Origin of the sequence: Propionibacterium freudenreichii subsp. freudenreichii, from assembly GCF_000940845.1 — a bacterium.
Classification (GTDB): Bacteria; Actinomycetota; Actinomycetes; order Propionibacteriales; family Propionibacteriaceae; genus Propionibacterium; species Propionibacterium freudenreichii.
This window is the reverse complement of record NZ_CP010341.1, coordinates 2,489,328-2,512,386: the sequence shown is the minus strand read 5'-3', so window position 1 is coordinate 2,512,386 and position 23,059 is coordinate 2,489,328. Positions and strand designations below refer to the sequence as shown.

Below are 23,059 nucleotides of genomic sequence, written 5' to 3'. Positions count from 1 at the left end.
GTGCTTCCTTCCAATCCGCCGCGTTGGTTCCGCGGCCAAGCAACGTGTTGAGGCTAGGGACCGCGAATGATCGGCAGTTGTTACCAAGGCGTCGTGCGGGTAACGACTGGGCAACAACTGGGATCGGCCTGTCGATGCGCGATTTCCCGGCGGGCGTCGGGGCTTTTCGCAGCAGTGCACGTTTGCGCTTGTGGGACGGCAAATGGGGGCGCTGCGGCGGGGCGTCAACGCTGGTGGCTGATACGGGTGTTTCCGCGCGGGCCCGGTAGTAGATTCATGGGTGTGAGCGACAAACAGACGTCGGGCAGGAACACCGAAAAGGCCCGGCCGTCCGGGGGTGGCTCCTTGGCCGTCCTGCGACGCCCGGTTTTCCTGATGCTCTTCGTGGCCCAGCTGGTGTCGAACATCGGCAGCTGGATGCAGAGCGTTGGTGCCCAGTGGTTCCTGGTGGAGCAGGCGGGTAGCCCCGCCCTGGTGGCGTGGGTGCAGACGGCCGGCACCCTGCCGGTGTTGCTGCTGTCCCTGTTCGCGGGCGTGGCGGCCGACCTGGTGAACCGCAAGCGGCTGCTGCTGACCCTGAGCCTGGTGTCGGCGGCCATCGCCGTGGCCCTGACCGTGGTGACGGCGGCCGGTTGGCTGGGGCCGTGGGAGCTGCTGGGCTTCACCTTCATCCTTGGCTGCGCGGCCGCCATCATGGGTCCGGCCTGGCAGGCGATCCAGCCCGAGTTGGTGCCCCGTGAGGAGCTGCCGCAGGCGTCGTCGCTGGGCAGCATCACGGTGAACGGTGCCCGCGCGATCGGGCCGGCCATCGCCGGCATCATCGTGGTGGCGTCGGGTCCGGCCATGGTCTTCGGCATCAACGCGGTGTCATTCCTGGCCGTGGCCCTGGCGCTGGTGTTGTGGCGTCGTGGCACCCAGCAGCAGCCGGCCGTGCGCGAGCAGGTGCTGCCCGGGCTGTTGTCGGGCATGCGCTACGTGCGTTCGGCGCCGGGCATCCGCCGCATCCTCATCCGCTGCGTCCTGTTCGCCTTCCCCGGATGTGCCCTGTGGGGGCCCTGCTGCCCACCGCTGCGCACGACCTGATGGGCACCAACGCGGCCGGCTATTCGACCCTGCTCGTGCTGCTGGGCGTGGGCGCCATCATCGGCGCGCTGCTCATGGACAAGGTGCGCCAGATCATGAGCAACTCCACCGCGCTGTTCATCTCGGCGATCGTGTTCGGGTTGGGCACGCTGGCGGTGGCCAAGGTGTCGCTGCAGGTGATGTGGCCGATCGCCCTGATCTCCGGCATCGCCTGGATCCTGAGCCTCACCACGCTGAACGTCGCCATGCAGTTGACGCTGCCCGAGTGGGTGCGCGCCCGCGGCCTGTCGGTGTACCTGCTGGTGTTCATGGGTTCACAGGCGATCGGCTCGTTCATCTGGGGCATCGTCGCCGATCGCGTGGGCGTGGCCTGGACGCTGGTGGTGGCGGGCGTGTTCCTGCTGCTGGCGGGGCTGTCGGTGCCGCTGCTGCCGCTGATCAAGGTGAAGGGCAAGCTCGACCGCAATGTGGTGGCCCTGTCGACCGACCTGCCGGTGCTGTCGCTCGACGAGTCGAAGAGCGATCCGGTGGTGGTGCGCAGCACCTATCACGTGAAGAAGGAGAACATCGACGCCTTCCGCGAGGCCATGTGGCCGGTGCGGGCGGCGCGGCTGCGCACGGGTGCGGCGTCGTGGCAGCTGCTTGAGCAGACCGACGCTGAGGGTTCCTTCGCCGAGGAGTTCACCGTGCCCAGCTGGGAGGAGCACATCCTGCAGCACACGGTGCGCTGGACCGGTCATGAGGAGGACCTGCTGACCGCCGCGCGGGCCCTGGCCGACGATGCCCCGCAGGTGACCCACTACATGATCCTGGGTGCCCCGCCGGTGACCAATACCGGCCAGATGAAGTCCTAGGGGTGCGGCGCGGTTCGGCCGCTTGTGGGTGGCCGGCCCCCGTTTCCCTGTTAGGTGGGCACCGTTAAGGGGACAGCTGTGCGGCAATGACGCCGCACAGGTGTCCACCCAGGGCCCGGGTGCGATCCCTGGGGACTTGGTTATCGCTGCCGCGCGTCAGCCCACCATGCGTTGCAATGTCTGCAGGTTGCGCACGGTTGGACGCCGAACCGCCGGCCCACGGTTCTGCTGCTTGCCGAACGCACTGTCGGTGGTGCGGCCCTTGGGGCAGCGCCAATAGATCAGGTCACCGTGCAACTGGACGCGCTCCCCGGCCAGGAGCGCTCCGGCGGGCACCACGGGCCCGTCACGTCCTGGATCCCCCGCGGAACCACCGGGGGAGGCCAGGCCGGCCAGCGCCCGGGCGGCGTCGTCGGCGTCGTCGGCGTCGTCGAACAACACCACATAGCGGTGGAAGCCGTCGTCGGGGGCCCACGGGCAGGCCGCGATGATGGCGGCGAGCTCGTCGACACGACGCACGAGCACGCGCGCCCGGTAACCGAAGCGCTCACCCAGCACGGCCTCCGCGGCACGCTGCAAGCCGGGGGCATCGCCCGGCCAGTCCAACGCCACATTGCCGCTTGCCAGCCAGCTGCGCACCGATGAGCCACCCATCTGCGTCAGCACTTCGCGCAGCTGCGCCATCGGCACCTTGACCCCGCCCACGTTGATGCCGCGCAGGAAGAGTGCGAACCGCGTCGTGGCCGGCTGGGGGCTGTTCATCGCCGAGGGTCCGCTCAGTTCGTCGCGGCCTTCAGCTGCTCCTGCGCTGCGGCCTGGAGGTCAACGTTGTTCTGGTACAGGAAGGTGCTCGCCTCCGCCAGGTCATCGCCGGTGGCATGGGCCCCATAGGGAATCTGGTAGCGCCAACCCTCGATGATCTGGCGGCGCTGCCTGGGCAGCAGGCGGATGGCCGGCCAGCTCTCGTAGGTGCCGTAATCGCCGGTGGGCGGGTCGAAGACGCCGATGAAGCGCGCCTCGATGATGTAGGTGATCTCGTCGATGTCCATCGCAAGTTCCTCGCCCGACGAGGGCAGCTTCGGCGCATCGGTGGGCTCGGGGTCGTTGCCGTAGTAGTCGGCGGCCAGGGTCTCGATGTCGTCGGGGTAGTCGAAGAATTCCTTGTGCAGACGTGCCACCAGCTCGTTGTCGTTGTCGGCCTCGGGCACCTGGGAATAGGGCGGCCAGGCCTGTGCGTCGGCGAACGGCGTGAGGTGCTGGCGGTATTCCTCGATGATCGCCAGGGTGTCGGTGGCGCCGATGTTCTTCAACGCCTGCTGTGCCGCCGTGCCCATGAAGGTGGCGACGTCGTCCTCCAGGAAGCTGGTGAAGGAGGCGTTCATCGTGCGGGTGAGCAGCGTGTAGAGCGCCGCCTTCTCCTGGTCGCGGGGCGCCAACGCCTCGAAGCCCTCGCGGCTGTAGCGCGCGCCGACCCACAGGTCATAGGCCGACTGGAGCGCCTGGAACCCCCGGTCACGCGTGGTCAGCACATCGGCGGGGAACTTGTCGCGCACACTCATGGAATCTCCTCGGACCGGAATCTGGGACGCCTCCATTGTGACGCGTGGCCGCTGCTCCATCGCGAGCCATGCCTGATGGTGGTGGCTTCGCTCCCTGGACGTCTCCGGGGTGGTACCGCGGTGGTACCTTTGCGCGCATGGGCATGCAGCTACGTCTTTCCGACAGCGACGACAAGTTCCTCGAGCAGATGGCTGCCCAGGAGGGAAAGTCGAAGAACCAGCTGGTGGCTGACCTGGTGCGTCAGGAATGGCAACGGCGCCAGACCCGCACCTACACGCATTCAATTCTTGACCAGCTCGCGTCAGAACGTGCCGACCTGATGCGGCGACTCGCACAGTGAGTCTGTGGTGGTCGGTCTTCGACGATGTCCAATCGTGGGTGGTGAACAACGGGTTCGTCGCTCGAGATTGGGGTCTCTTTGATGCTGCCCTGAACCGACCGCTGGCTACAATCGGTGGAAGTGATGTGTACCCAACATTGTGGGAGAAGGCGGCCGCCTTCTTGGATTCCGTCGAAGGGTCTCATCCATTTGTCGATGGGAACAAACGAGTTGGTTTCCTGATGGTTGCGCTTGTTCTCATGGGAAATGGCATCGATATCTCCCATGTCAGTGACGACGACTGGTTCGACCTGATCATGGCGGCCGCGGCAGGGCACCTCGATGTGGCTGAGGGTGCATCCCGCATCCGGGGCCTCGTGGAGGCTGAAGGACGTCCTCGCGACTGACCATCATCCGTCGTGAGGCGGTCTCCGCGCCCGGGCGGGCACAATGGGAGGGGAAAGAGCTGGCCCATCGTCCGCCGGCGTGAGAAGGAGCCATGCCCCAACTGTCTGCACGCGTTGCCACGTTCACCGACTCGGTCATCCGCCGGATGACCCGGATCAACGCTGAAACGCCCGGGTCGATCAATCTGTCGCAGGGATTCCCTGATTTTCCGCCGCCCCTTCCGGTGCTCGACCGGCTGGCGCAGGTGGCCTATGAGGGGCCACATCAGTACGCCACCACCTGGGGCGCTCAGAACTTCCGTGAGGCACTTGCCGACAAATACTCGCCCACCATCGGACGCACCATCGACCCGGCCAGTGAGATCGTGGTCACCTGTGGCGGTACCGAGGCGATGATGGCCGCGGTGATGACCGTCTGCGATCCCGGCGACAAGGTGATCGTGTTCAGCCCCTTCTACGAGAACTACGGCGCCGACGCCATCCTGTCGGGTGCCGATCCGATCTTCGTGCCGCTCGATCCGCCCGATTTCTCGTTCGACCCGGTGATCCTCGAGGCCGCCTTTGCCCGTGGCGTCAAGGCGATCATCGTCTGCAATCCGTCGAATCCCACCGGCAAGGTGTTCACTCGCGAGGAGCTGGAGGTGATCGCGAGGCTGGCCACCAAATACGACGCCTTCGTCATCACCGATGAGGTCTACGAGCACATCATCTATGCGCCCAATGTGCACGTGCCGGTGGCCAGCCTGCCCGGCATGTTCGACCGCACCATCACCTGCAATTCATTGTCGAAGACCTATTCGATGACCGGCTGGCGTCTCGGTTTCCTGATCGGCCCGGCCCGGGTGATCGAGGCAGCCCGCAAGGTGCATGACTTTCTCACCGTCGGCGCGGCCGCCCCGCTACAAGAGGCCGCCGTGGTGGGCCTGAGGCTGGGCCCCGACTACTACAAGCAGCTCCAGGCGACCTACACCCACAAGCGTGATCTGCTGTGCGGTGGCCTGGAGAAACTGGGATTCACCATCACCTGGCCGCAGGGCACCTATTTCGTGATGATCGACGTCGCTGATTTCCTGGCGCTGCCGCAATTCGCGAATATGACCGATCTTGAATTCTGCGAATGGGTGATCCGTGAGATCGGCGTGGCGGCCGTGCCCGGGTCAAGCTTCTTCCACGAGCCGGTCAACCGCTATATCCGATTGCATTTCGCCAAGGCCGATGAGATTCTCACCGAATCGTTGAAGCGCCTCGAGAAGCTCGCCGCGCTGCTTCCGGCAAACGCCTGAGGGAGCTGGTGTGCCGGGCTCCCCTGGCGGGCTCGGAGCGATGTCAGAGCGCCCGGATAGGCTCGCAGCATGACCACAATGTTCGCCAATGAACTGGATCACACCGCCCCCATCACCACTCATCCCGTGAACTGGCGCGAGACCGCCAAGCCCTCGGCTGGCCCTGGGCAGATTCTCATGAAGGTTGTCGCCTGTGGCGTCTGCCGGTCGAATCTGCACATGATCGAGGGCGACTGGCTGCCGGATGTGCCCTCCATCAGCCCGATCGTGCCGGGCCACGAAGTGACTGGACGTGTCGTCGAGCTGGGCGAGGGGGTCACGAACTTCGCCGTGGGCGACCCTGTGGGCGTCACGCCCCTATGGAAGACCTGCGGCGTCTGCGAGTTCTGCACCAGCGGTCGCGAGATGCTGTGTCACCACCGGGAGATCACCGGAGAGACCGTCAATGGCGGTTATGCCGAGTACATGGTGGCCACCGCCGATTATGCCTATCGCATCCCCGAGGGGCTCGACCTCATCGACGCCGCACCGCTGTTCTGCCCCGGAATCACCGCCTTCGGCGCCGTCGAGAAGCTCGACGTCGGCCCCGGTGACACGGTGGCGATCTTCGGGCCCGGCGGCGTGGGCCATATGGCCATTCAGTTCGCCGCCCTCACCGGTGCCGAGGTTGTCGCCGTGGGACGGACTCCTGAGCATCTCAAGGTGGCGCTGGAAGTGGGCGCCACGCGAGCGGTCAATTCCACAGATTCCGATGAACTCGCCTCGCTGACCGATGCGATGGACGCCGTGATCACCTTCGCCGATTCCGATGTGGTGACGGCACAGGCCTTCGAGGCCCTCAAGTGGGGCGGCACCCTGGTGAATGCGGTGCCCCTGCACTTCAAGGAGTTCCCCTTCAACAAGGGGCAGATCATCAAGGGCACCATTCTGGCCAATCATGCTGGCATGGAGCGGGTGCTGGAATTGGCCGCAGCGGGGAAGGTGCACACGATCACGCAGCGTTTCCCGATGGATCAGGCAGACAAGGCCCTGCAGCTCCTGGCCGAAGGAAAGCTCGCCTCCCGCGCAGTGCTTTACAACGAGGAGTGAGCGTGGGGCCGTCCAATTTGCAGATGTCGAGATGACGTCAGCAACTGGGCGGACATCGCCCGGTGGCACAGCTCTCAGCGTGATGTCGCCAGGTTGACGACGCCGGTGCACCGGGAGATCAGCCGTCCGAGCACCTCGAAGACGGCGTCAACCAGGAAGGCCAGAGCCACCACCACGATCGATCCGGCAAGCATCTGGGGATAGTCCTGGGTCTTCAACCCGCGGAACAGCAGTACGCCGAGCCCTCCGGCTCCCACATAGGCGGCGAGCGTGGCGGTGGCGATCACCTGCAGCGCGGCGGCACGAATGCCGCCCACCAGCTGGGGAAGCGCCAGCGGGAGTTCCACCTGCCACAGCACCTGCATGGGTGACATGCCCACGCCCCGGGCCGCGTCGCGGGTGACCGGTTCAATGGAGTCGATCCCCGAATAGGCTCCCGCGATCACCGACGGCATCGCCAACACAACCAGCGCGACGAGCGGCCCGATCAGCCCGATGCCGGCGATCAGGGCGACCATGGTGAGCAGGCCGATGGCGGGCAGGGCCCGCGCGGCACCCGACAGGCCCACGACCAGCTGGCGTCCGCGTCCGGTATGCCCGATCACCAGACCCGCTGGGACGCCGATCACCACGGCGATGAGGGTCGCCCAGCCGGTGATGGCCAGATGCTGACCCACCAAGGCCCACAGACCGGTTGGTCCAGCCAGATGCACCGGGTCGGTGAGCCAGGCGATGGCCTGGGAGATCCAGTTCATGATCGGACCTCTTCGCCGCGCGCCCAGGGCATGAGCAGCCGTCCCGCGATCACCAGCACGAAGTCGACCGCCAGGGCCACCGCCACAGTGGCTACGATCCCCGCGACTACTTCAGCGAGAATCCCCCGCTGGAAGCCGTCGACGAAGAGCATGCCCAAGGAGTTGACCCCGACGATGCCGCTCACCGAGACCAGCGCAATAGTGCTCATCGACACCACTCGCAGCCCAGCCAGCAGCCCGGGTCCTGACAGGGGCAGCTCCACGGTGAAGAAGCGGCGCGCCCAGCCGAAGCCCATGGCCGTGGACGCCGTGGTCGCGCTCACCGGCACCGCGTCGAGGGCGTCAGTGGCGGCGCGGATCATCAGCGCGAATCCATAGACCGATAGCGCGACGATCACATTGAGGCGATCCCGCACATTCGTTCCGATGATCAGGGGTAGGACAACCAGCAGCGGCAGCGAGGGGATCGCATAAAGCAGTGACCCGAGGGTGACCAGGGTGAAACGCGTCCACCGGAAGTGATGCGCCAACCAGGCCACCGGGATGGCGATCACCAACGCGGCGATGATTGCAGGGAGCGCCAGCAGCAGGTGATCAATGACTGCGGCGCCGATGGTCGTCCAGTTGCCGGAAAGCCATCTCACGGGGTGGACCCCTCAGCGCTGTTCCGGTCTTCACTCTGGTCACCGAGCAGTCCCACCGGTTGCTCCGAGCTGTTGAGCACCAGCGTGTGACCATCCACGTATTCGGTGTGGAGGGTGGCGGCGCCGCTTCCCAATCCGATGAAACGTGAGACGAACTCGTCGGCGGGTCTGGTGATGAAATCGCTCGGACGCCCCTGTTGCACGATGCGCGCGCCGGTGTCGAGCAGCACGATGTGGTCGCCCAGTTTGAAGGCCTCGCTGACATCATGCGTGACGAAGAGCACGGTCTTGCCGAGAGTGCGCTGCAATTCGAGCAGATCATGTTGGAGCTCGGCCCGCACGATCGGGTCCACGGCCCCGAAGGGCTCGTCCATGAGCAGCACGCGGGGATTCGCGGCCAGTGCGCGTGCCACCCCAACACGTTGACGTTGCCCGCCCGACAGCTGGCGGGGATAACGGTGGGCCAGATCCCGATCGAGGCCCACCGTGTCCATCTGGTGGAGGGCTTCGGCGCGCGCGGCCTCGCGTGAGCGGCCCAGCAGCCGCGGCACCGTGGCGATGTTGTCAATGACCCGACGATGGGGCAAGAGCCCGGGGTCCTGCATCACATAGCCGATATGGCGACGCAGCTGGACCGGGTCGGTGTTGGCCACGTCGTCGCCGTCGATGAGCACCGAGCCTGATGTGGGGGTGACCAGCCGGTTCACCATGCGCAGCAGGGTGGTCTTGCCAGAGCCCGATAGCCCGAGCAACACGGTCAGGGCACCGGCCGCCGCGGTGAGGTTGAGCCCGTCAACCGCCACGGTGCCGTCGGCAAAGGCCAAGGTGGCGCCGCGGAACTCAATGGCGGGCGAGCCCCCGTCGCGGGTTCGGGTGGGGTCGGTCATGCCTCGACACTAATAGTGGGAGCAGACATCGTGGCGAGCAGCCCAGAGTCACACCAGAAGTCAGCGTCACACCAGAAGATGGCGTGATACCAGAAGCCACGGAGGCGATGCGGCTCTGTCGGGACGGCCCTCGTGGCAGACGACCATGCAGCGGCGCCGGTCCCGTGATCGGGTTCGTGTGTGAACCGGAAACTGATGCGGGCGGATGCCCTGACGTCCGTCGGTGGCGACTCGCGCACTCGGCCGGTGTGGTCCGACGCCTTGAATATGGCTGATTCCTCGCCGGTCGTCGTAAGGGTCGTTCCACACGGTCTTCCTTGCTGGACCTCAGTGTGGGGCGCCGGGCCCTTCGTCGTCGGTTCTCTGCCGAGCAACAGCGTCAGCCCCGTCGCGTAGGGCGACGACAAGCCAGGCGAAGCTCGCGAAAGCGAGCAGGCCCTCGACGCCCGCGACGATTCCCGGTGCCCGGGTGACGAAGAGGATGGCGATCACGCCGACTGGGATGAGCGTGAGGCCCCAGACGCGCAGATGGCGTGTCCCGGTGCGCCGCCAGGCGGCGTTGACCGCCGCTGACGCGTCGGTGGGCTGGTTGGCCTCTGGTTCTTCGGGGTGGGCATTCCCGGTTGGGCGTGTCAGGGGTGCCCGGGCGATGACGGAGAACAGTCCCACCGCCCAGATCGCGACAGTGCCGACCAGGCAGGCGATCGCCAGGATCACGCCTTTGTCCATCTGGATGCTCCTCAATTGATGTGCACCGCACAAGCGCTGCGCGTCATGGTGCCTTCTTCGGCCATGATCCCGGAATGCCCGGTGGGCCCATAATCGTCTGCCGCGTCGGCCTCACCGCGCTGAATCGTGCCGTGCGGAACCATGGCGTACTGAACCGGGCTGTGTCGAGGCATCCGGCGTCGAACCCTGCCACGCTGAATCGTGTCGCATGAGACCGTCACCTGCCGGACCTGCCGGACCTGCCGGACCTGCCGGACCGATCTTGCCGGGACAGTCCCCGGTATGGGTACAGACACAGCCCCGACGCGACCACAGACTAATAGCCCTTGCACTGCGCATCCACAGCGTCGCCGGCCCGCCGTCAAGCTTGCCCAAGTAGTCTGTGGCTCATGAGCGGACGCGTGGTGGTGGTCACCGGTGCGAGTGGCGGGGTGGGCGCCGCCGCCGCCCGTGAACTGGCCCGACAGGGCGATGACGTCGTGGTCGTGGGGCGCAATCCTCGCCGGACCCAGCAGGTCGCCAACGAGATCAAAGCACAACATTTTATTTGTGATTACTCAGATCTCGATGATGTTCGTCGTCTTGCTGAAGACCTGCGAAATAATCTCGACCACATTGATGTGCTCGCCAATAATGCCGGAGGCGTCATGCCGTCCCGGGAACTAAGTCTCGATGGCCACGAGATGACCCTTCAAGTGAATCATCTGGCCCCCTTTCTGCTCACAAACCTGTTGGTGGACATGCTGGAGCGGTCCAGGGCCTCGGTGATCACCACGTCAAGCGTCGCCCACCGGACGGCACGTCTCACCATGCGTGACCCGGAGCTCGCCCGGGGATGGTCGCCTTGGCGTGCCTATGCCAATTCAAAGCTCATGAACATTCTGTTCACCCGGGAGCTGCACAAGCGCTATTCCCTCAAGGGAATCTCATCGGCATGCTTCCATCCCGGCATTGTGGCCAGCAGTTTCGCGCTTGATCTCCCGGGACCGGTAGGGGTCTTCTACCGGTCGCGAGTTGGTCGGAGCATGATGGTGAGCCCGGAGCATGCCGCCAAGACATTGGTCTTCCTTGCCCGGGGGCGTCCGCCGCGCGATTGGATCAGCGGCCTGTACTACAACGATTCAGAACCAGTGCGCCCGTCACGCAAGGCACGCAACCCGCGCCTTGCGACACAATTGTGGAGAATGAGCGCTGCCATGGTGGGGCTGCCCGAATAGCAATCGTGATGAACAGCACTGCCATGACTCGAGAGTAGAGGCGCTCGCGGCTATCCTGTGAGGGCTCCGTCATGGCCACATGGCCGTCCGTGCCGGAGATAAGGGCGGTCGGGCACTCATTCGGTGGTGTGGTGGCCTGGTTCTGGGCTGAGTAGTCCGATTCACGGTGTCCCTTTGACCATCATTTGACGCGGCCAGGATCGGGGAAGGTCTTGATGGCTGAAGCAGGCTCTACGCAGCGAGGCCGGGGCTGGCGTCGCGTCGTCCCCCTGAACGTCAGGGGTGACATCGTCCTGGCCCTGGTTGTTGTCGTCCTCACACTCGTTGGCGCGGCGCATGTGTCCCCATGGCTCGACGAGGCGGCCACGGCCAATATCGTGAGCTATCCCACATGGGATATGACGCAATTGTGGACCGCCTCGCGGTGGTGGTTCAAAGGTGTCGATGTGGCTCTAGCGCCCTATTACCTCGTGGTGCATCAGTGGGTGCGTCTGGTCGGGATCTCACCGTTGACGTTGAGGTTGCCGAGCGTGATTGCCGCCGGAGTGGGCACCGCCGTCATGGCTGCGGTAGGGCGTCGTCTCGTGGGACGTCGCGGGCAACTTGCCTATGCGACGTGTTACGGTCTGCTGCCACGCACGACGGCTATGGCCATTGAGGCTCGGCCTTATGCCCTCTCATCAATGTTCATGGCTGCGGCGCTGCTCTTCGTTGTGATGGCCAGGCGCAAGCTGGCCTGGTGGGGTTGGCTGCTGTTGGTGATGTCGATGGTGGGTGCGGTGGCGATGCAGCTTTATGCAGCGTTCCCAATCGCCGGGCTTGTCGTGGCCTCGTGGTTCTTCCTGAAAGGTCGGGCGCGATGGCTTGTGACCATTGCAGCCGCTTTCTCAGCAGCGATCTTGTCCCCGTTCTTGTGGCTGTCCTATCAACAGATCGGCCAGTCATCGTGGTTGGCTGACCAGAAGTTCTCACTCGCCAACCGCTTCTTGGTGGAGTCATGGGCGACGTCCAGAGTGAATGCCGCGCCTACCGTCACTGATCTGACGCCTGGCCGCGTTGCCCTTGCCATGGCAGTCATCGCCGGGCTGCTCATCGTGCTGGTGATCGTCGCATCGCGGGGACGAGGACTGGCACGCTTGGGGATTGCATCCATTCCGTTGGTGCTCTCGGTGGGCACCATGTGGATACTTGCGCTTACGTCAATGCCCGTCTTCGCATCCCGTTATCTTTCTTCGGCTGCACCCTTCTTCGCCATGGTCCTCGCTGAGGCGGTGCTGTTGGCTCGATGGCGCGCTGCGAAAGTGCTCGTGGTGCTGCTGGCCGTCGGAGCCCTGGTCCTCTACGGCTTCCAACAGCGTCCTTTCTCCAAATCGCCCATCGATGATTATGGGCTCATGCCGAGTGTTGTGAGGCAGCATGGCCGTGCTGGAGACGGTTATCTGGTCGATCCATTGGATGGCTTGATTGGCTCTTATCGGGCAGCAATCGTGACTGATCCAGGTGCCTATAAGGGCATGGCCGACCTCGCTGCCCCGGAACGGCTTCCGCTGGATTATCCGTGGGCGCATGATCCCCCAGCCGTGGATCTGGCCACGCTGCCGAATCTGCCGAACCGGATTTGGGTGGGCGCGTGGAATCAGGGGGGATCGCTGTATGGGGAGCAGCTGGCGGCCCTTGGCTATCACGTGGGTTACTCGAAGCGTGGTCCTGCGCAGGGCAACACCATCTTCTTATGGGAGCGTTAGGTCGATGGGGCGAGGAAATGAAGAACCCCGGATTCGCGCCCTGTAAGTGCGTGCGACGACCCAGGGCTAGGTGCTCAATGAGTTCTCGGTGGCGTCCTCACGCCACATGCGGGTGGGGCCGAGCCTCCGCGCCCCGGGGTTGACGCAGACCACGATGATGCCCACCAGGGCCAGGACGGCGCCCAGCAGATATGACGGGGTGTTGTGGCCGCTGTTCACCATCCATCCAGCCACTGCTGGGATCACCATGGTGGCGCTCAGCTCGAGCAGGGCCGCCACCGAGCGCACGCGTCCCTGGAGATGATCGGGAGTGCGGGCAAAGGTGTATCCCGACAGGCTTGTCGCGAACAGTGGGGTGACCAGTCCGTACAGCGACAGCCACAGGAACAACATCGCATAGCTGTGCCAGAACGCCGCGCCAACGGCTACGACCATCATGAACAGCTGCGCGCCGATGAGGAGCCGACCGGTCGGCAGCCGGGAGACGAGCCGGGCCGCCACGAACGCGGTGAGCATCATCACCACGCCGTAGACAGTCTCCAGATAGGCCAGCTGTAGCGCTGTGTAGCCCGCGCCCAGCAGCCCGAGCATCGCGGTGGAGATCACGATGGAGAAGGCCGCGTTGATGAACAGGGAGGTGATCGCCAGCGTCCGCATGATCCGCTGCGACCACATGAACGAGATCCCCTGCGCCACCGACCGCGCCACCGAGCGCACAATCCCGCGCCGCTGCTCGGGCCGATTCTCGGCGACGACCGGTGGCCGCAGGTCAGCGCGGATGGCCTTCGCCGAGGCGATCACCAGACCCAGCAAGGCGCCCGAGACCAGGAAGGGCACCGCAGCGCCCAGGGCATAGAGCAGACCGCCGATAGGAGCGCCGCCGATGCGCACGGCGGCCTCGCGTCCCTGGTTGATGCCCGTGACCTGCACGAACTGCTCATCGTCGTGCACGATGGAGCGCAGGGCTGCATTGTCCGCCATCCCGAACAGTCCATCGAGCAGCTGCGCGGTCAGGAAGATGGCGATGAGAATCCACAGGTTGAGCAGATGCGTCCACACCAGGACGCCGAACCCGATCCACAGCACCATCCCGGTGAGTCCGCGGACGACCATGCCGGTGCGACGACTGATCCGGTCGACGAGCGCCCCGCCCAGCAACATGACGCACAGATAGGCGATCTGACCCAGCGATTGCACGAGCCCCGCCGTGGCGGTGGAGCTGGTGAGGGCGAAGATCACGAAGGGCAGCGCCAGGCTCCACACCGCGCGCGACAGCATGTCTGATGTGGTGGCCGTCAGCCAGAACAGATAGTCCCTACGCACCGCGCGCTGCATTGCGCCCCCGGCTTGGTTGCTGGACGCCATCAAGCATCAACCAGCCCTCGCCGTGGCGTCAAGAGGCAAACGGCGTCAGGAATTTGGAGATGTCGTGTGCAACTCATAACCCGAGAATGCCGGGCCGCCTCGATGGGCCTGCCCGCTGTGTCGCTGTGTCGCTGTGTCGCTGTGTGAGCGTCAGCACGCGAAGAGGTGAGGGCCCGGCGCTATCGTCGGAGATCCACGACGAGCGGTCCCGGGAGGCACGATGGGCGACAGAATGATCTGGCGCGATGTGATGTGGGTGGACGGCCTGGGCTCGGACGTCTGATGCGGGTATTCGTCACCGGGGGCACCGGTTTCGTCGGTTCGGCGGTTGTGCGTGAGCTGCTTGCGGCCGGGCACGAGGTGCTGGCTCTGGCACGGTCCGAGGCATCGGCGGCCCGCTTGACGGCTGCCGGAGCGACCCCGCAGGCCGGGTCGCTCGAAGACCTAGACGCGATCCGTGCCGGTGCATCAGACGCTGATGCGGTGATCCACGCCGCGTTTGATAACTCGTCCGTGGCCAGCTTCCTTCGCAACAGCAAGATTGAGCGGGCCGCGCTGCAGGCAATGGGTGATGCCCTCAGCGGCTCGCGTCGACCCCTCGTGGCCGCAGGAGGTTTTGCTCCCGTCGTCGCGACTGGTCCGGTACTCGTTGAGACCGATGAGGCTTCAGCCCATACCGGTCCGGCGGGACGCAATGTGGAGCGCACGATCGTGGACCTGGCCGATCGCGGCATCAGCGCCTCCGTCGTGCGGATGCCGGCCGTGCATGGAGCGGGTGACCACTTCACGATGTCTCGGTTGATCGAACTCGCCAGGCGGCAACGCGTTTCGGGTTACGCCGGGCAGGGAGCGAATCGCCTTCCCGCCGTGTACGTGGCAGACGCGGCCAGGCTCTTCCGGCTCGCCGTCGAGCATCCGGCAGCAAGCCTTCGCTATCACGCCGTCGGAGAGACCGGCGTTGAGTTCCGGCAGATCGCACAGGCGATCGGACGTGGCCTGGGTGTGCCCGCGGTGGGCATGTCCGCGCTGCGTGCACGGTGGTATTTCAAGGCATTCGCCGGGTATGCCATGAGCGACCGTCCGGCGTCCAGCGAACTCACCCAGCAGCTCCTCGGCTGGACGCCCACTGGCCCGGGGTTGCTCGACGACCTCGCCGGACCCGACTACTTCTCTGCACGCTGATTCGCTGCGCACTGGCCTCGCTGACCGGACGTGAACCTGCCGCAGGGGTTAGTCCTTCGGTGCCGGATTCACCAGGATCGCCTGGTCATCGGCCTTCTCCTCGTCGGTGCGCACATCCCAGCCGGGACGACGCAGCGCATAGAGGATCAGCGGTGGCACACCGAGCACCACCACGACCACAGCCACCAGCAGCGGATATCCCACGCCGCTGATGCCGGTGAACCCAGCCGGTCGGATGAATGACAGCACGAAGGCCGCCGCACAGGCGACGAAACCGACACCGGCCACCAGATTCATCGCCGGTGTGCGGTAGGTGCGCTTCACCTCAGGCTTGGTGTGACGCAGCCGGATGGCAGCGGCGAACATGAGCATGTACATGATCAGGTACAGCGCCGACGCCATGCCGATCAGCGTCGCGAAGGCGGTGTCCCCATTGGGGATCACCACGAACAACAGCGCCAATACGGTGACGATGCCCGCCTGGGCGAACAGGATGTGCGACTGCACGCCCTCCTTGTTGCGCTTCTGGAGCGCCACCGGCATGAGTCCGGTGCGGGCCGCGGCCAGTAGGCCCTTCGACGGGCCGGAGATCCAGGCGATCACCGAGGCGATCGCACCCGCGGCGATGAGCAGCGAGATCAGGGGCGTGGCCCATGCCATGTGCCAGTGGGTGAAGAACTCCTGGAAGGCCAGGTTGACGCTGTCCATCAGTCCCAGCTTGCTGTGCGGCACCGCGATGGCGATGGCCATCGTCGGAAGGATGAACACCAACAGGATCAGCACCGTGGCAAGAGCGGTGGCGCGGGGGAATTCGCGTCCGGGATCGCGCATCGTCTCGGCGTGCACCGCGTTCACCTCCATGCCGGCATAGGCCAGCACATTCGACACGATGAGCACGATCGACGCGATGCCGGTCCACGGCGGCAGCATCGCCGAGGCATGCATGTCGGTCTGCACCGGCGCCCCCGTGGTGAGCCACAGCGCGCCCAGCACGATGAGCAGCACGGCGGGGAAGATCGTGCCGACGATGCCGCTCCACGAACCGACCTTGGCGAACAACCCCTTGCCGGCCAGCGAAAGCAACGTCGAGGCCCAGTAGAACACGATGATCACGGCAGCCACGTAGAAGCCGTTGTTGCCGATGTTCACCCCGAACACATAGGTGAGGCAGACCGCGATGAACGCCAGCTGCATCGGGTACCACACCACGTTCTGGATCCATTGCAGCCAGATGGCCACGAAGCCCCAGCGGTTGCCGAAGGCCTCACGCACCCAGGTGTAGATGCCGCCCTTCCAGCCGGTCGCGAGTTCGGCCGCGACCAGCGCCGTCGGCACCAGGAACAGCACCGCCGGAATGATGAACAGCGCCACCGACGCCAGCCCGTATTCGGCCATCGCCGGTAGCGAGCGCAACGACGCCACGGTCACCAGCGTCAGCATGGCCATCCGGGTGGCGCTCATGAAGCGCGGTGGATGCGCCGGCACCTCGGATGCCGTTGTCCGGGATGGCGCTGTCGGGGGTGCTGCTGCCCGGCGGGGTGCTGCGGCGCGCCGCGATGGCGTGTTCGCATGACTGTCAGTGCTGCTCACGGAGTGCTTCCTTCAGGGGTGGGGTGTGGTTTGCCGAAGGGGCACTCAGTGGTGGAAGCCCGACTGCTTGTGCTGCGAGGGCATCGGGGCCGGCAGGGCGTCCAGGTAGGCCACCTCGGCGCGCATGCTCTCCAGGAAGGCGTCGGCCAGGTCATGGCTCAACCCATTGCGCACCACGATGCGTTGCACGGTGACATCGGTGAGGTCGGCCGGCATCGGGTAGGCGGGCACCAACCAGCCGCGCGTGCGCAGGCGCTCCGACAGGTCGTAAAGATCCCACTTGCGGTTCGGGCGATCCTTCAGCCGCCAGGCGAACACCGGGATATCGGAGCCGTCGTTCCACAGCTCGAAGTCGTCCATGGCGCCGATCTGGCTCGACAGGAACTTGGCCACGTCATGCGAGTTCGTCTGCACGCGGCGGAAGCCGTCCATGCCCAGGCGCAGGAACATGTAGTACTGCAGCAGCACCTGAGCGCCGGGACGCGAGAAGTTCAGCGCGAAGGTGGGCATGTCGCCGCCCAGGTAGCTGACCTTGAAGATGAGGTCTTCGGGCAGGTCGTCGACGCTGCGCCAGACAACCCAGCCCAGGCCGGGGTAGACCAGCCCGTACTTGTGGCCCGAGGTGTTGATCGATGCCACGCGCTCGACGCGGAAGTCCCATTCCAGGTCGGGCTGGATGAACGGGGCGATCATGCCGCCCGAGGCCGCGTCCACGTGGATCTTCACGTCAAGGCCGGTGCGTTCCTGGATCTCGTCGAGCGCCGCGGCGATCTGCTTCACCGGCTCATACATGCCGGTGTAGGTCACGCCCATGATGGCCACCACGCCGATGGTGTTCTCGTCGACGTAATCGGCCAGGTTGGTGCCGTCGAGCACCTTGTGGTCCTCCGAGATCGGCACATAGCGGGGCTCGATGTCCCAGTAGTTGCAGAACTTCTCCCAGCACACCTGCACGGCCGACGACATCACCATGTTCGGGTGGTCGGTGGGCTTGCCGGCGGCCTTGCGGGCGTGCTGCCAGCGGCGCTTCAGCGCCAGGCCACCCAGCATGCAGGCCTCGGACGAGCCGATGGTCGACGTGCCGATGGTGTTGTCGGGGTCGGGCGCGTGCCACAGGTCGGCGAGCATCGTCCAGCAACGGGTCTCGATCTCGGCGGTCTTGGGGTATTCGTCCTTGTCGATCATGTTCTTGTCAGCCGACTCGGCATAGAGGCGGTTGGCGTAGCCGTCCATCCAGGTGCCCACGAAGGTGGCCAGGTTGAGGCGGGCGTTGCCGTCGAGCATGGCCTCGTCGTGCACCACCTGGTAGGCGGTCTCGGGCAGGCTCTCGGACGCCGGCAGGCGGAACTTCGAGAATTCGGTGGCCTCCGCGGGGCGGGCGAACACCGGGTTGATCTCCACAGCGCCGAGCTGCGAGCGATCGATTGAGTATGTGGGATGACGGGTCGGATCGTTCAAAATATCCTCCAGGGATTGAAGCGATGCGTGATCGCGGTCAGGGGAACGGTGCGGCCCGAGGGGGCTGCGGAGGGGGATTCGCTGTCGGATTCTGATCTGCAAGCCAGCACCCGTCCGAGTGGATGGGCGATTCTGGCGAGATGGTTCGGCATGTCTGCGGCCGCGAAAGGAACTGCGGCCGCGGGGCGCCACCTGACACGATTTTGTTGTCGTTTTCGACGGTAGCAGTGCGATCTGGCGTAGCGATCACCGGACCAAACATTCGGAGGGCGTGCACCCAGGATGTATGGCAACGCAACCATGTGCAGTGCCGAGGGTGGTCGCCCCATGGTCGGCGCAGGCCGGCGGGTGATCCCCGGGCGTCGGTTGGGGGTGGCGCATGACAAGCTGGAACCAAGGAAGGGAGCAGTCCATGACACTTATCGACCCCGCCACCCTCAGGGCGAAGCTCGCCTCAGACAATCCCCCCGTCGTGCTGGACGCCCGTTGGTCGGGCCCCGCCGCCACGGTGGATGAAGGCCACAAGGACTTCGAGACCGGGCACATCCCCGGCTCGCTGTGGGTGAGCATGAACAAGGAGATGTCGAACCCCGACGTGCCGGGCGGACGCCATCCGCTGCCCGACCCGGGTGCCTTCGAGGCCGACATGCGCCGCAAGGGACTCAACGAGGACAGCTCCGTGGTGGTGCTCGATGGTGGCAACTCCCTGGCTGCCGGACGCCTGTGGTGGCTGCTCACCGACGGCGGCCTCACCGATGTGCAGGTGCTCAACGGGGGCTTCGCCGCGTGGAAGGCCGCCGGATATCCCGTCGAGACCGGGCCCACCTGGTCGTCGAAGGTGGGCGACATCATGCTGCGCGCCGGCCACCTCGAGCGCGTGGATGCCAAGCACCTGCTGGCCAACGGCGGCACGCTGTGGGACGTGCGCTCACCGGAGCGCTATCGCGGCGACGAGGAGCCGATCGATCCGAAGGCGGGACACATCCCCGGTGCACGCAACCTGCCCGCCACCGAGGCCCAGGAATCGGACGGCACCTTCAAGTCGCCCGATGAGCTGAAGAAGGTGTTCCCTGCGGTCAAGCCCGGCGACGCCGTCTACTGCGGCTCGGGCATCACCGCCTCGCAGGCGTTGCTGGCGATGCACGTCGCCGGCATCAACGGCGTGAAGCTCTACCCCGGCTCGTGGAGCGACTGGATCTCCGACGACTCCCGGCCCGTTGAGCGCGGCTAGCCACACCGTGGGCGGGGGCTGTGACGATGGCCGCTGATCCCACCCAGCGCGATGTCGCCCGGGCCGCCGGCGTCTCGCGCGGCCTGGTCTCGCTGGCCCTGTCGGGCTCCTCGCTGGTGGCCGACGACACCCGCGAGCGCATCGTGCAGGTGGCCCACGAGCTCGGCTACACCCGCAACCTGGGGGCCGCGTCGTTGGCGTCGAAGCGCTCGCCCGTGGTGGGCGTGGTGCTGCCCGACCTGCGCAATCCGTTCTTCGAGAGCGTCGTGGACAACCTGCAGCATGAGGCCGACGGGTTGGGGCTGCTGCCGCTGGTGGCGACCTCGGCCGACGACCGCTCGCGCGAGACCACGGTGCTGCAACGCTTCCGCGAGTTGCGCGCCGCTGGCATCGTGATGGTCTCACCGGTGGAGGGCCCCGAGGCGTTCACCCGCATCGGCTCGCAGCTTCCACTGGTGCTCATCGGCGCGGCCCTGGCCGGCGACGGCTTCGATTCGGTGCATGTCGACGAGGACGCCGCGGCCGCCCTGATCGTGGAGCACCTGCGGAGCCATGGGTGGCGCCGCATCGTGGCCGTCTCGTTCGTCAGTGGACTGGGCGAGGTGTGGGTGGCCCATCGCCATCGCGCCCTGGCCCGTGCCGCCGCGGCGGCGGGGATGCCGCTGGAGCGCGTCGAGGTGCCGCGCGGCGAGGCGCTGGCCCCCCAGCTCGGCGGGGTGCTGGCAGCGCAGGCCGACCAGCGGGTGGCCGTGGTCACCCACAACGACCTGACCGCCGCCGACGTGCTCGCCTTCGTGCGCGCCCGCGGATTGCGTCCGGGGCACGACCTGGCGGTGATCGGCTTCGATGACACGCACATGGCCCGGCGTCCGGAATTCGACATCACCTCGGTGTCGCAGAACACCGGGGAGCTCGCCCGGCTGGCGATGGTGGCCCTGCAGGGTCGTGCCGAATGGATGGGTGCCCGTGCGCTGCGGCGCCATCCCGACGCCGCCGAGGGCGATGACGAGCCGCTGCGTGGGCGCGAGTTCATCGTGGCGCCGGCGTTGTCGGTGCGCAGCTCGTCCTGAGCAATCCCGGACAACTCCTTGACGGGACAAATGTCGTGCTGTGACACTGGACACATCGCGTTTAACGCGCGTTAAATCGTCCGGGTCACGGACCCCGGACCATCGCAGGTCCAGTCAAGGGAGACACAGGAATGCCTGAGAACACACTGTCAGTAGCCGTGATCGGCGCCGGTATGGCGGGGCGCACGCACGCCAACGCCTGGCGCCAGGTGCGCACCGTCTTCGGCACCCGCGGCGTGCCGCAGGTGCGACTGGCGGCCATCTGCGACGCCTACCTACCCTTCGCCACCGATGCCGCCAACAGCTACGGCTACGAGCGCGCCACCTCCGACTGGCATGAGATCGTCGAGGCCGACGACATCGACATCGTCTCGATCGTGGTGGCCAACAAGCTGCACCGCGAGATCGCCCTGGCCCTGATGGCCGCCGGCAAGCACGTGCTGTGCGAGAAGCCGTTGAGTGACAACCTCGACGACGCCGCCGCCATGGCTGCCGCGGCCGCCGACGCGTCCGTGGTCTCGGGCATCGGCTTCGGTTACCGTCGCCACCCGGCGATCGCCGAGATCGCGGAGCTGGCCAATAGCGGGGCGCTCGGCGAGATCCTGCACTTCGACGGACGCTATTGGTGCGACTACGGGGCCGACCCGCAGGTGCCGATCGCATGGCGCTACCGCGGTCCGATGGGTTCCGGCGCGCTGGGCGACGTCGGCTCGCACATCACCGACCTGGCGGAGTTCGTGGCCGGGCCGATCGCCTCGGTGAGCGGCGGCAGCTTCGCCACCGTGATCGCCAAGCGTCCCCCCGCGGTCGAGGGCCTGGCCGGCGGACGCGGCGCGGCCGGTGACGCCGAGGCCACCGAGACCGTCGAGAATGACGACATTGCCGAGTTCAACATGCACTTCGCCTCGGGCGCCATCGGATCGATCTCGGTGTCGCGGGTCGCCTTCGGCATGCCCAATGCGCTGTGCTTTCACGTCTTCGGCACCCAGGGGCACGCCTCGTTCGACCTTGCCCGGTCGGGCGAGATCAAGCTCGACGACACCAACTCGCCCGCCGGCCTGCGCGGCCCCAAGCAGGTGCTCACCAACCCGAGCTTCCCCTATTACAAGGGCGGCTCGTCGATGGACTTCGCCGGTGTCGGCAATACCCAGATCGAGCAGTTCACCTACCAGGCGCGCGCCTTCCTTGACCAGGTGATCGGGCTGGACGAGGGGCTTCCGCCCGTGCCCAGCTTCGCGCACGGCTACCGCGCGATGCGCATCCAGGACGCCGTGGCCACATCGGCCGGCAGGGGCGGCGCCAGCGTCGAGATCAAGTAGCCGACGGCGCTGTTCGGCGCCGGTCTCAACCCAGTACAGGTCCCAACTCGGCACTGGTCTCAATCCGGTACCGGTCCCAAACCAGCACTCGTCCCAACCCAGCACTCATCAGTAGAAAGCACCATGACCAGCTCAACCACGACCAATGCGCCCAGCCCGCTCAACCTGGGCGCCTACACCGCCTGCCTGCACAACTACACGCTCGAGGAGGCCCTCGAGATCCTCGCCGCCGATGGGCTCACCGGCGCCGAGGTGAACGTCGGCGGCTTCATCCCCTCGCCGCACTGCCCGGTTGACCTGTTGATCGGGTCGCAGACGGCACGCGACGACTACCTGGCCACGTTCGAGGCGCACGGCATGCGCCTGGCCGGGCTGAACACCTCGGGCAATGTGCTCAGCCCCCTGCCCGATCAGGGGCCCAAGCACGCCTACGACCTGCGTCGGGCCATTGAGCTGGCCGGCAAGTTGGGCGTCGGCGAGATCGTCTGCATGTCGGGCACCCCCGGCACCGACCCCGACGGAAAGTACCCGGCGTGGGTGGTGAACCCCTGGGACGGTACGCAGCTCGAGGTGCTCGAATACCAGAAGAGCGTGCTCGACCCCTTCTGGCGCGAGATGGACCTGCGCGCCCAGGACGCCGGGGTGCAGCTCGCCCTGGAACTGCATCCGCACAATGTGGTGTTCACCCCGGTGAACTTCCTCGAGTTCGCCGACCGCATCGACGCCAAGAACGTCGGCGTCAACATGGACCCCTCGCACCTGATGTGGCAGGGCATGGACATCGTGGAGTCGATCAGGCTGCTGGGTTCGCACATCAAGCACGTGCACGCCAAGGACACCAAGCTCTTCCTGGGCGTCGGCACCCGCGGCGTGCTCGACTCCAGCTTCGGGCCGGTGCCTGCCGATCCGGCGCTGCGCACCCCCACCGGCTTCGACCACTATGTGTCGACCTGGCCGGCCGATCCCGCGTGGCGCTTCGTCACCGTCGGCGAGGGCCACGATGTGCCGTGGTGGACCGAGTTCCTCAAGGCACTGGTCGAGATCGACCCGCAGATGAACATCAACATCGAGCATGAGGACGCCGCCTTCGGTCAGCTCGAGGGTGTTGAGCTCGGCGCCAAGAACCTGATTGCGGCGGCTGACGCCCGCTGAGTGGGCAGTTGTGCGGGAATGACGCCGCACAGGTGTCCACTTAGTGCCCGAACGGGCCGGCATCGATGGGCCAACGCAAGATGGGGGCGGATAAACCACCGTAGACCGTGCTTTATCCGC

General features: G+C 66.1%; 23 protein-coding genes. 13 read left to right on the top strand and 10 right to left on the bottom strand.

What is annotated here, in order from left to right; translation table 11 throughout:
• Nucleotides 1–282 precede the first annotated feature (282 nt).
• Both RM25_RS12110 and RM25_RS12105 read left to right on the top strand, forming a co-directional pair.
• Nucleotides 283–1,083 (top strand): MFS transporter, encoded by an 801-nt coding sequence (locus tag RM25_RS12110; RefSeq protein ID WP_158487065.1) that lies wholly within the window; start codon nt 283–285, stop codon nt 1,081–1,083.
• Entirely contained in the window at nt 1,038–1,937 is a 900-nt protein-coding gene (locus RM25_RS12105; RefSeq protein ID WP_080774570.1) for an MFS transporter, read from the top strand. The genes RM25_RS12110 and RM25_RS12105 overlap by 46 nt, the downstream gene beginning before the upstream one ends.
• Before the next feature lie 156 nt (nt 1,938–2,093).
• Here the strand turns inward: RM25_RS12105 and RM25_RS11045 are convergent, their stop codons facing one another.
• Together RM25_RS11045 and RM25_RS11040 are read right to left on the bottom strand one after the other, a co-directional pair.
• On the bottom strand, nt 2,094–2,699 hold the full coding sequence (locus RM25_RS11045) for a DUF1697 domain-containing protein (protein ID WP_052809213.1): 606 nt from the start codon (nt 2,697–2,699) through the stop codon (nt 2,094–2,096).
• A gap of 14 nt (nt 2,700–2,713) precedes the next feature.
• On the bottom strand, nt 2,714–3,496 hold the full coding sequence (locus RM25_RS11040) for a DMP19 family protein (RefSeq protein WP_055344227.1): 783 nt from the start codon (nt 3,494–3,496) through the stop codon (nt 2,714–2,716).
• A gap of 137 nt (nt 3,497–3,633) precedes the next feature.
• Here RM25_RS11040 and RM25_RS11035 point away from each other — a divergent pair, with 137 nt between their 5' ends.
• The 4 genes from RM25_RS11035 to RM25_RS11025 all read left to right on the top strand — a co-directional run bounded on the left by RM25_RS11035 (nt 3,634) and on the right by RM25_RS11025 (nt 6,595).
• The gene (locus tag RM25_RS11035) at nt 3,634–3,837 is read left to right on the top strand and encodes a hypothetical protein (RefSeq protein ID WP_055346288.1); all 204 of its coding nucleotides are present in this window, start codon (nt 3,634–3,636) and stop codon (nt 3,835–3,837) included.
• Nucleotides 3,834–4,223 (top strand): type II toxin-antitoxin system death-on-curing family toxin, encoded by a 390-nt coding sequence (locus RM25_RS12460; RefSeq protein ID WP_196488140.1) that lies wholly within the window; start codon nt 3,834–3,836, stop codon nt 4,221–4,223. Before RM25_RS11035 ends, RM25_RS12460 begins: the two co-directional genes overlap by 4 nt.
• 92 nt (nt 4,224–4,315) lie before the next feature.
• A complete protein-coding gene (locus RM25_RS11030) occupies nt 4,316–5,506 on the top strand; it encodes a pyridoxal phosphate-dependent aminotransferase (protein WP_044636483.1) in 1,191 nt (396 codons plus the stop codon).
• 69 nt (nt 5,507–5,575) lie between these two features.
• Complete coding sequence (locus RM25_RS11025) at nt 5,576–6,595, top strand: alcohol dehydrogenase catalytic domain-containing protein (protein WP_044636482.1); 1,020 nt, start codon at nt 5,576–5,578, stop codon at nt 6,593–6,595.
• Nucleotides 6,596–6,669: 74 nt separating this feature from the next.
• Here RM25_RS11025 and RM25_RS11020 read toward each other — a convergent pair whose 3' ends face one another.
• From RM25_RS11020 to RM25_RS12820, 5 genes are all read right to left on the bottom strand, one after another.
• On the bottom strand, nt 6,670–7,350 hold the full coding sequence (locus RM25_RS11020; RefSeq protein ID WP_044636481.1) for an ABC transporter permease: 681 nt from the start codon (nt 7,348–7,350) through the stop codon (nt 6,670–6,672).
• Nucleotides 7,347–7,994 carry an ABC transporter permease gene (locus tag RM25_RS11015; RefSeq protein ID WP_044636480.1) on the bottom strand — a complete coding sequence of 216 codons (648 nt, stop codon included), beginning with the start codon at nt 7,992–7,994 and terminating at the stop codon, nt 7,347–7,349. The genes RM25_RS11020 and RM25_RS11015 overlap by 4 nt, the downstream gene beginning before the upstream one ends.
• Nucleotides 7,991–8,881: an ABC transporter ATP-binding protein gene (locus tag RM25_RS11010; RefSeq protein WP_044636479.1), complete on the bottom strand. Its 891-nt coding sequence runs from the start codon at nt 8,879–8,881 to the stop codon at nt 7,991–7,993. The genes RM25_RS11015 and RM25_RS11010 overlap by 4 nt, the downstream gene beginning before the upstream one ends.
• Before the next feature lie 327 nt (nt 8,882–9,208).
• A complete protein-coding gene (locus RM25_RS11005; RefSeq protein ID WP_044636478.1) occupies nt 9,209–9,610 on the bottom strand; it encodes a hypothetical protein in 402 nt (133 codons plus the stop codon).
• A gap of 11 nt (nt 9,611–9,621) precedes the next feature.
• Nucleotides 9,622–9,783, bottom strand: a complete 162-nt coding sequence (locus RM25_RS12820; protein ID WP_155405131.1) for a hypothetical protein — start codon at nt 9,781–9,783, stop codon at nt 9,622–9,624.
• Between the two features lie 216 nt (nt 9,784–9,999).
• Here RM25_RS12820 and RM25_RS11000 point away from each other — a divergent pair, with 216 nt between their 5' ends.
• Together RM25_RS11000 and RM25_RS12100 are read left to right on the top strand one after the other, a co-directional pair.
• Nucleotides 10,000–10,827, top strand: coding sequence for an SDR family NAD(P)-dependent oxidoreductase (locus tag RM25_RS11000; RefSeq protein ID WP_044636477.1), 828 nt, complete (start codon nt 10,000–10,002; stop codon nt 10,825–10,827).
• A gap of 215 nt (nt 10,828–11,042) precedes the next feature.
• The gene (locus tag RM25_RS12100; protein WP_052809212.1) at nt 11,043–12,572 is read left to right on the top strand and encodes a glycosyltransferase family 39 protein; all 1,530 of its coding nucleotides are present in this window, start codon (nt 11,043–11,045) and stop codon (nt 12,570–12,572) included.
• A gap of 66 nt (nt 12,573–12,638) precedes the next feature.
• Here RM25_RS12100 and RM25_RS10985 read toward each other — a convergent pair whose 3' ends face one another.
• Nucleotides 12,639–13,895: an MFS transporter gene (locus RM25_RS10985; protein WP_158487063.1), complete on the bottom strand. Its 1,257-nt coding sequence runs from the start codon at nt 13,893–13,895 to the stop codon at nt 12,639–12,641.
• A 324-nt stretch (nt 13,896–14,219) separates the two neighbouring features.
• Here RM25_RS10985 and RM25_RS10980 point away from each other — a divergent pair, with 324 nt between their 5' ends.
• Nucleotides 14,220–15,119, top strand: a complete 900-nt coding sequence (locus RM25_RS10980; protein ID WP_044636473.1) for an SDR family oxidoreductase — start codon at nt 14,220–14,222, stop codon at nt 15,117–15,119.
• Between the two features lie 48 nt (nt 15,120–15,167).
• On the opposite strand, the gene gadC is transcribed toward RM25_RS10980, so the two are convergent.
• Nucleotides 15,168–16,580, bottom strand: a complete 1,413-nt coding sequence (gadC, locus tag RM25_RS10975; protein WP_044636472.1) for a glutamate/gamma-aminobutyrate antiporter GadC — start codon at nt 16,578–16,580, stop codon at nt 15,168–15,170.
• A gap of 174 nt (nt 16,581–16,754) precedes the next feature.
• The gene (gene gad, locus RM25_RS10970) at nt 16,755–18,167 is read right to left on the bottom strand and encodes a glutamate decarboxylase (RefSeq protein WP_080774568.1); all 1,413 of its coding nucleotides are present in this window, start codon (nt 18,165–18,167) and stop codon (nt 16,755–16,757) included.
• A 412-nt stretch (nt 18,168–18,579) separates the two neighbouring features.
• On the opposite strand from gad, the gene RM25_RS10965 reads away from it, so the two are divergent.
• The 4 genes from RM25_RS10965 (at nt 18,580) to RM25_RS10950 (ending at nt 22,939) form a co-directional block, all read left to right on the top strand.
• The gene (locus RM25_RS10965; RefSeq protein ID WP_044636471.1) at nt 18,580–19,398 is read left to right on the top strand and encodes a sulfurtransferase; all 819 of its coding nucleotides are present in this window, start codon (nt 18,580–18,582) and stop codon (nt 19,396–19,398) included.
• A gap of 26 nt (nt 19,399–19,424) precedes the next feature.
• Nucleotides 19,425–20,468, top strand: coding sequence for a LacI family DNA-binding transcriptional regulator (locus RM25_RS10960; protein WP_036942727.1), 1,044 nt, complete (start codon nt 19,425–19,427; stop codon nt 20,466–20,468).
• A gap of 131 nt (nt 20,469–20,599) precedes the next feature.
• Nucleotides 20,600–21,787: a Gfo/Idh/MocA family protein gene (locus RM25_RS10955; RefSeq protein ID WP_080774567.1), complete on the top strand. Its 1,188-nt coding sequence runs from the start codon at nt 20,600–20,602 to the stop codon at nt 21,785–21,787.
• A gap of 123 nt (nt 21,788–21,910) precedes the next feature.
• On the top strand, nt 21,911–22,939 hold the full coding sequence (locus RM25_RS10950) for a sugar phosphate isomerase/epimerase family protein (protein ID WP_044636470.1): 1,029 nt from the start codon (nt 21,911–21,913) through the stop codon (nt 22,937–22,939).
• Nucleotides 22,940–23,059: the final 120 nt, after the last annotated feature.

What these genes read in the sequence shown, in the direction of transcription:
- RM25_RS12105 (WP_080774570.1), top strand. Translation starts at nt 1,038, where the DNA reads ATGTGCCCTGTGGGGGCCCTGCTGCCCACCGCTGCGCACGACCTGATG.
- RM25_RS11045 (WP_052809213.1), bottom strand. Translation starts at nt 2,699, where the DNA reads ATGAACAGCCCCCAGCCGGCCACGACGCGGTTCGCACTCTTCCTGCGC.
- RM25_RS11040 (WP_055344227.1), bottom strand. Translation starts at nt 3,496, where the DNA reads ATGAGTGTGCGCGACAAGTTCCCCGCCGATGTGCTGACCACGCGTGAC.
- RM25_RS11035 (WP_055346288.1), top strand. Translation starts at nt 3,634, where the DNA reads ATGGGCATGCAGCTACGTCTTTCCGACAGCGACGACAAGTTCCTCGAG.
- RM25_RS11030 (WP_044636483.1), top strand. Translation starts at nt 4,316, where the DNA reads ATGCCCCAACTGTCTGCACGCGTTGCCACGTTCACCGACTCGGTCATC.
- RM25_RS11025 (WP_044636482.1), top strand. Translation starts at nt 5,576, where the DNA reads ATGACCACAATGTTCGCCAATGAACTGGATCACACCGCCCCCATCACC.
- RM25_RS11020 (WP_044636481.1), bottom strand. Translation starts at nt 7,350, where the DNA reads ATGAACTGGATCTCCCAGGCCATCGCCTGGCTCACCGACCCGGTGCAT.
- RM25_RS11010 (WP_044636479.1), bottom strand. Translation starts at nt 8,881, where the DNA reads ATGACCGACCCCACCCGAACCCGCGACGGGGGCTCGCCCGCCATTGAG.
- RM25_RS11005 (WP_044636478.1), bottom strand. Translation starts at nt 9,610, where the DNA reads ATGGACAAAGGCGTGATCCTGGCGATCGCCTGCCTGGTCGGCACTGTC.
- RM25_RS12820 (WP_155405131.1), bottom strand. Translation starts at nt 9,783, where the DNA reads ATGCCTCGACACAGCCCGGTTCAGTACGCCATGGTTCCGCACGGCACG.
- RM25_RS11000 (WP_044636477.1), top strand. Translation starts at nt 10,000, where the DNA reads ATGAGCGGACGCGTGGTGGTGGTCACCGGTGCGAGTGGCGGGGTGGGC.
- RM25_RS12100 (WP_052809212.1), top strand. Translation starts at nt 11,043, where the DNA reads ATGGCTGAAGCAGGCTCTACGCAGCGAGGCCGGGGCTGGCGTCGCGTC.
- RM25_RS10980 (WP_044636473.1), top strand. Translation starts at nt 14,220, where the DNA reads ATGCGGGTATTCGTCACCGGGGGCACCGGTTTCGTCGGTTCGGCGGTT.
- gadC (WP_044636472.1), bottom strand. Translation starts at nt 16,580, where the DNA reads ATGAGCGCCACCCGGATGGCCATGCTGACGCTGGTGACCGTGGCGTCG.
- RM25_RS10965 (WP_044636471.1), top strand. Translation starts at nt 18,580, where the DNA reads ATGACACTTATCGACCCCGCCACCCTCAGGGCGAAGCTCGCCTCAGAC.
- RM25_RS10960 (WP_036942727.1), top strand. Translation starts at nt 19,425, where the DNA reads ATGGCCGCTGATCCCACCCAGCGCGATGTCGCCCGGGCCGCCGGCGTC.
- RM25_RS10955 (WP_080774567.1), top strand. Translation starts at nt 20,600, where the DNA reads ATGCCTGAGAACACACTGTCAGTAGCCGTGATCGGCGCCGGTATGGCG.
- RM25_RS10950 (WP_044636470.1), top strand. Translation starts at nt 21,911, where the DNA reads ATGACCAGCTCAACCACGACCAATGCGCCCAGCCCGCTCAACCTGGGC.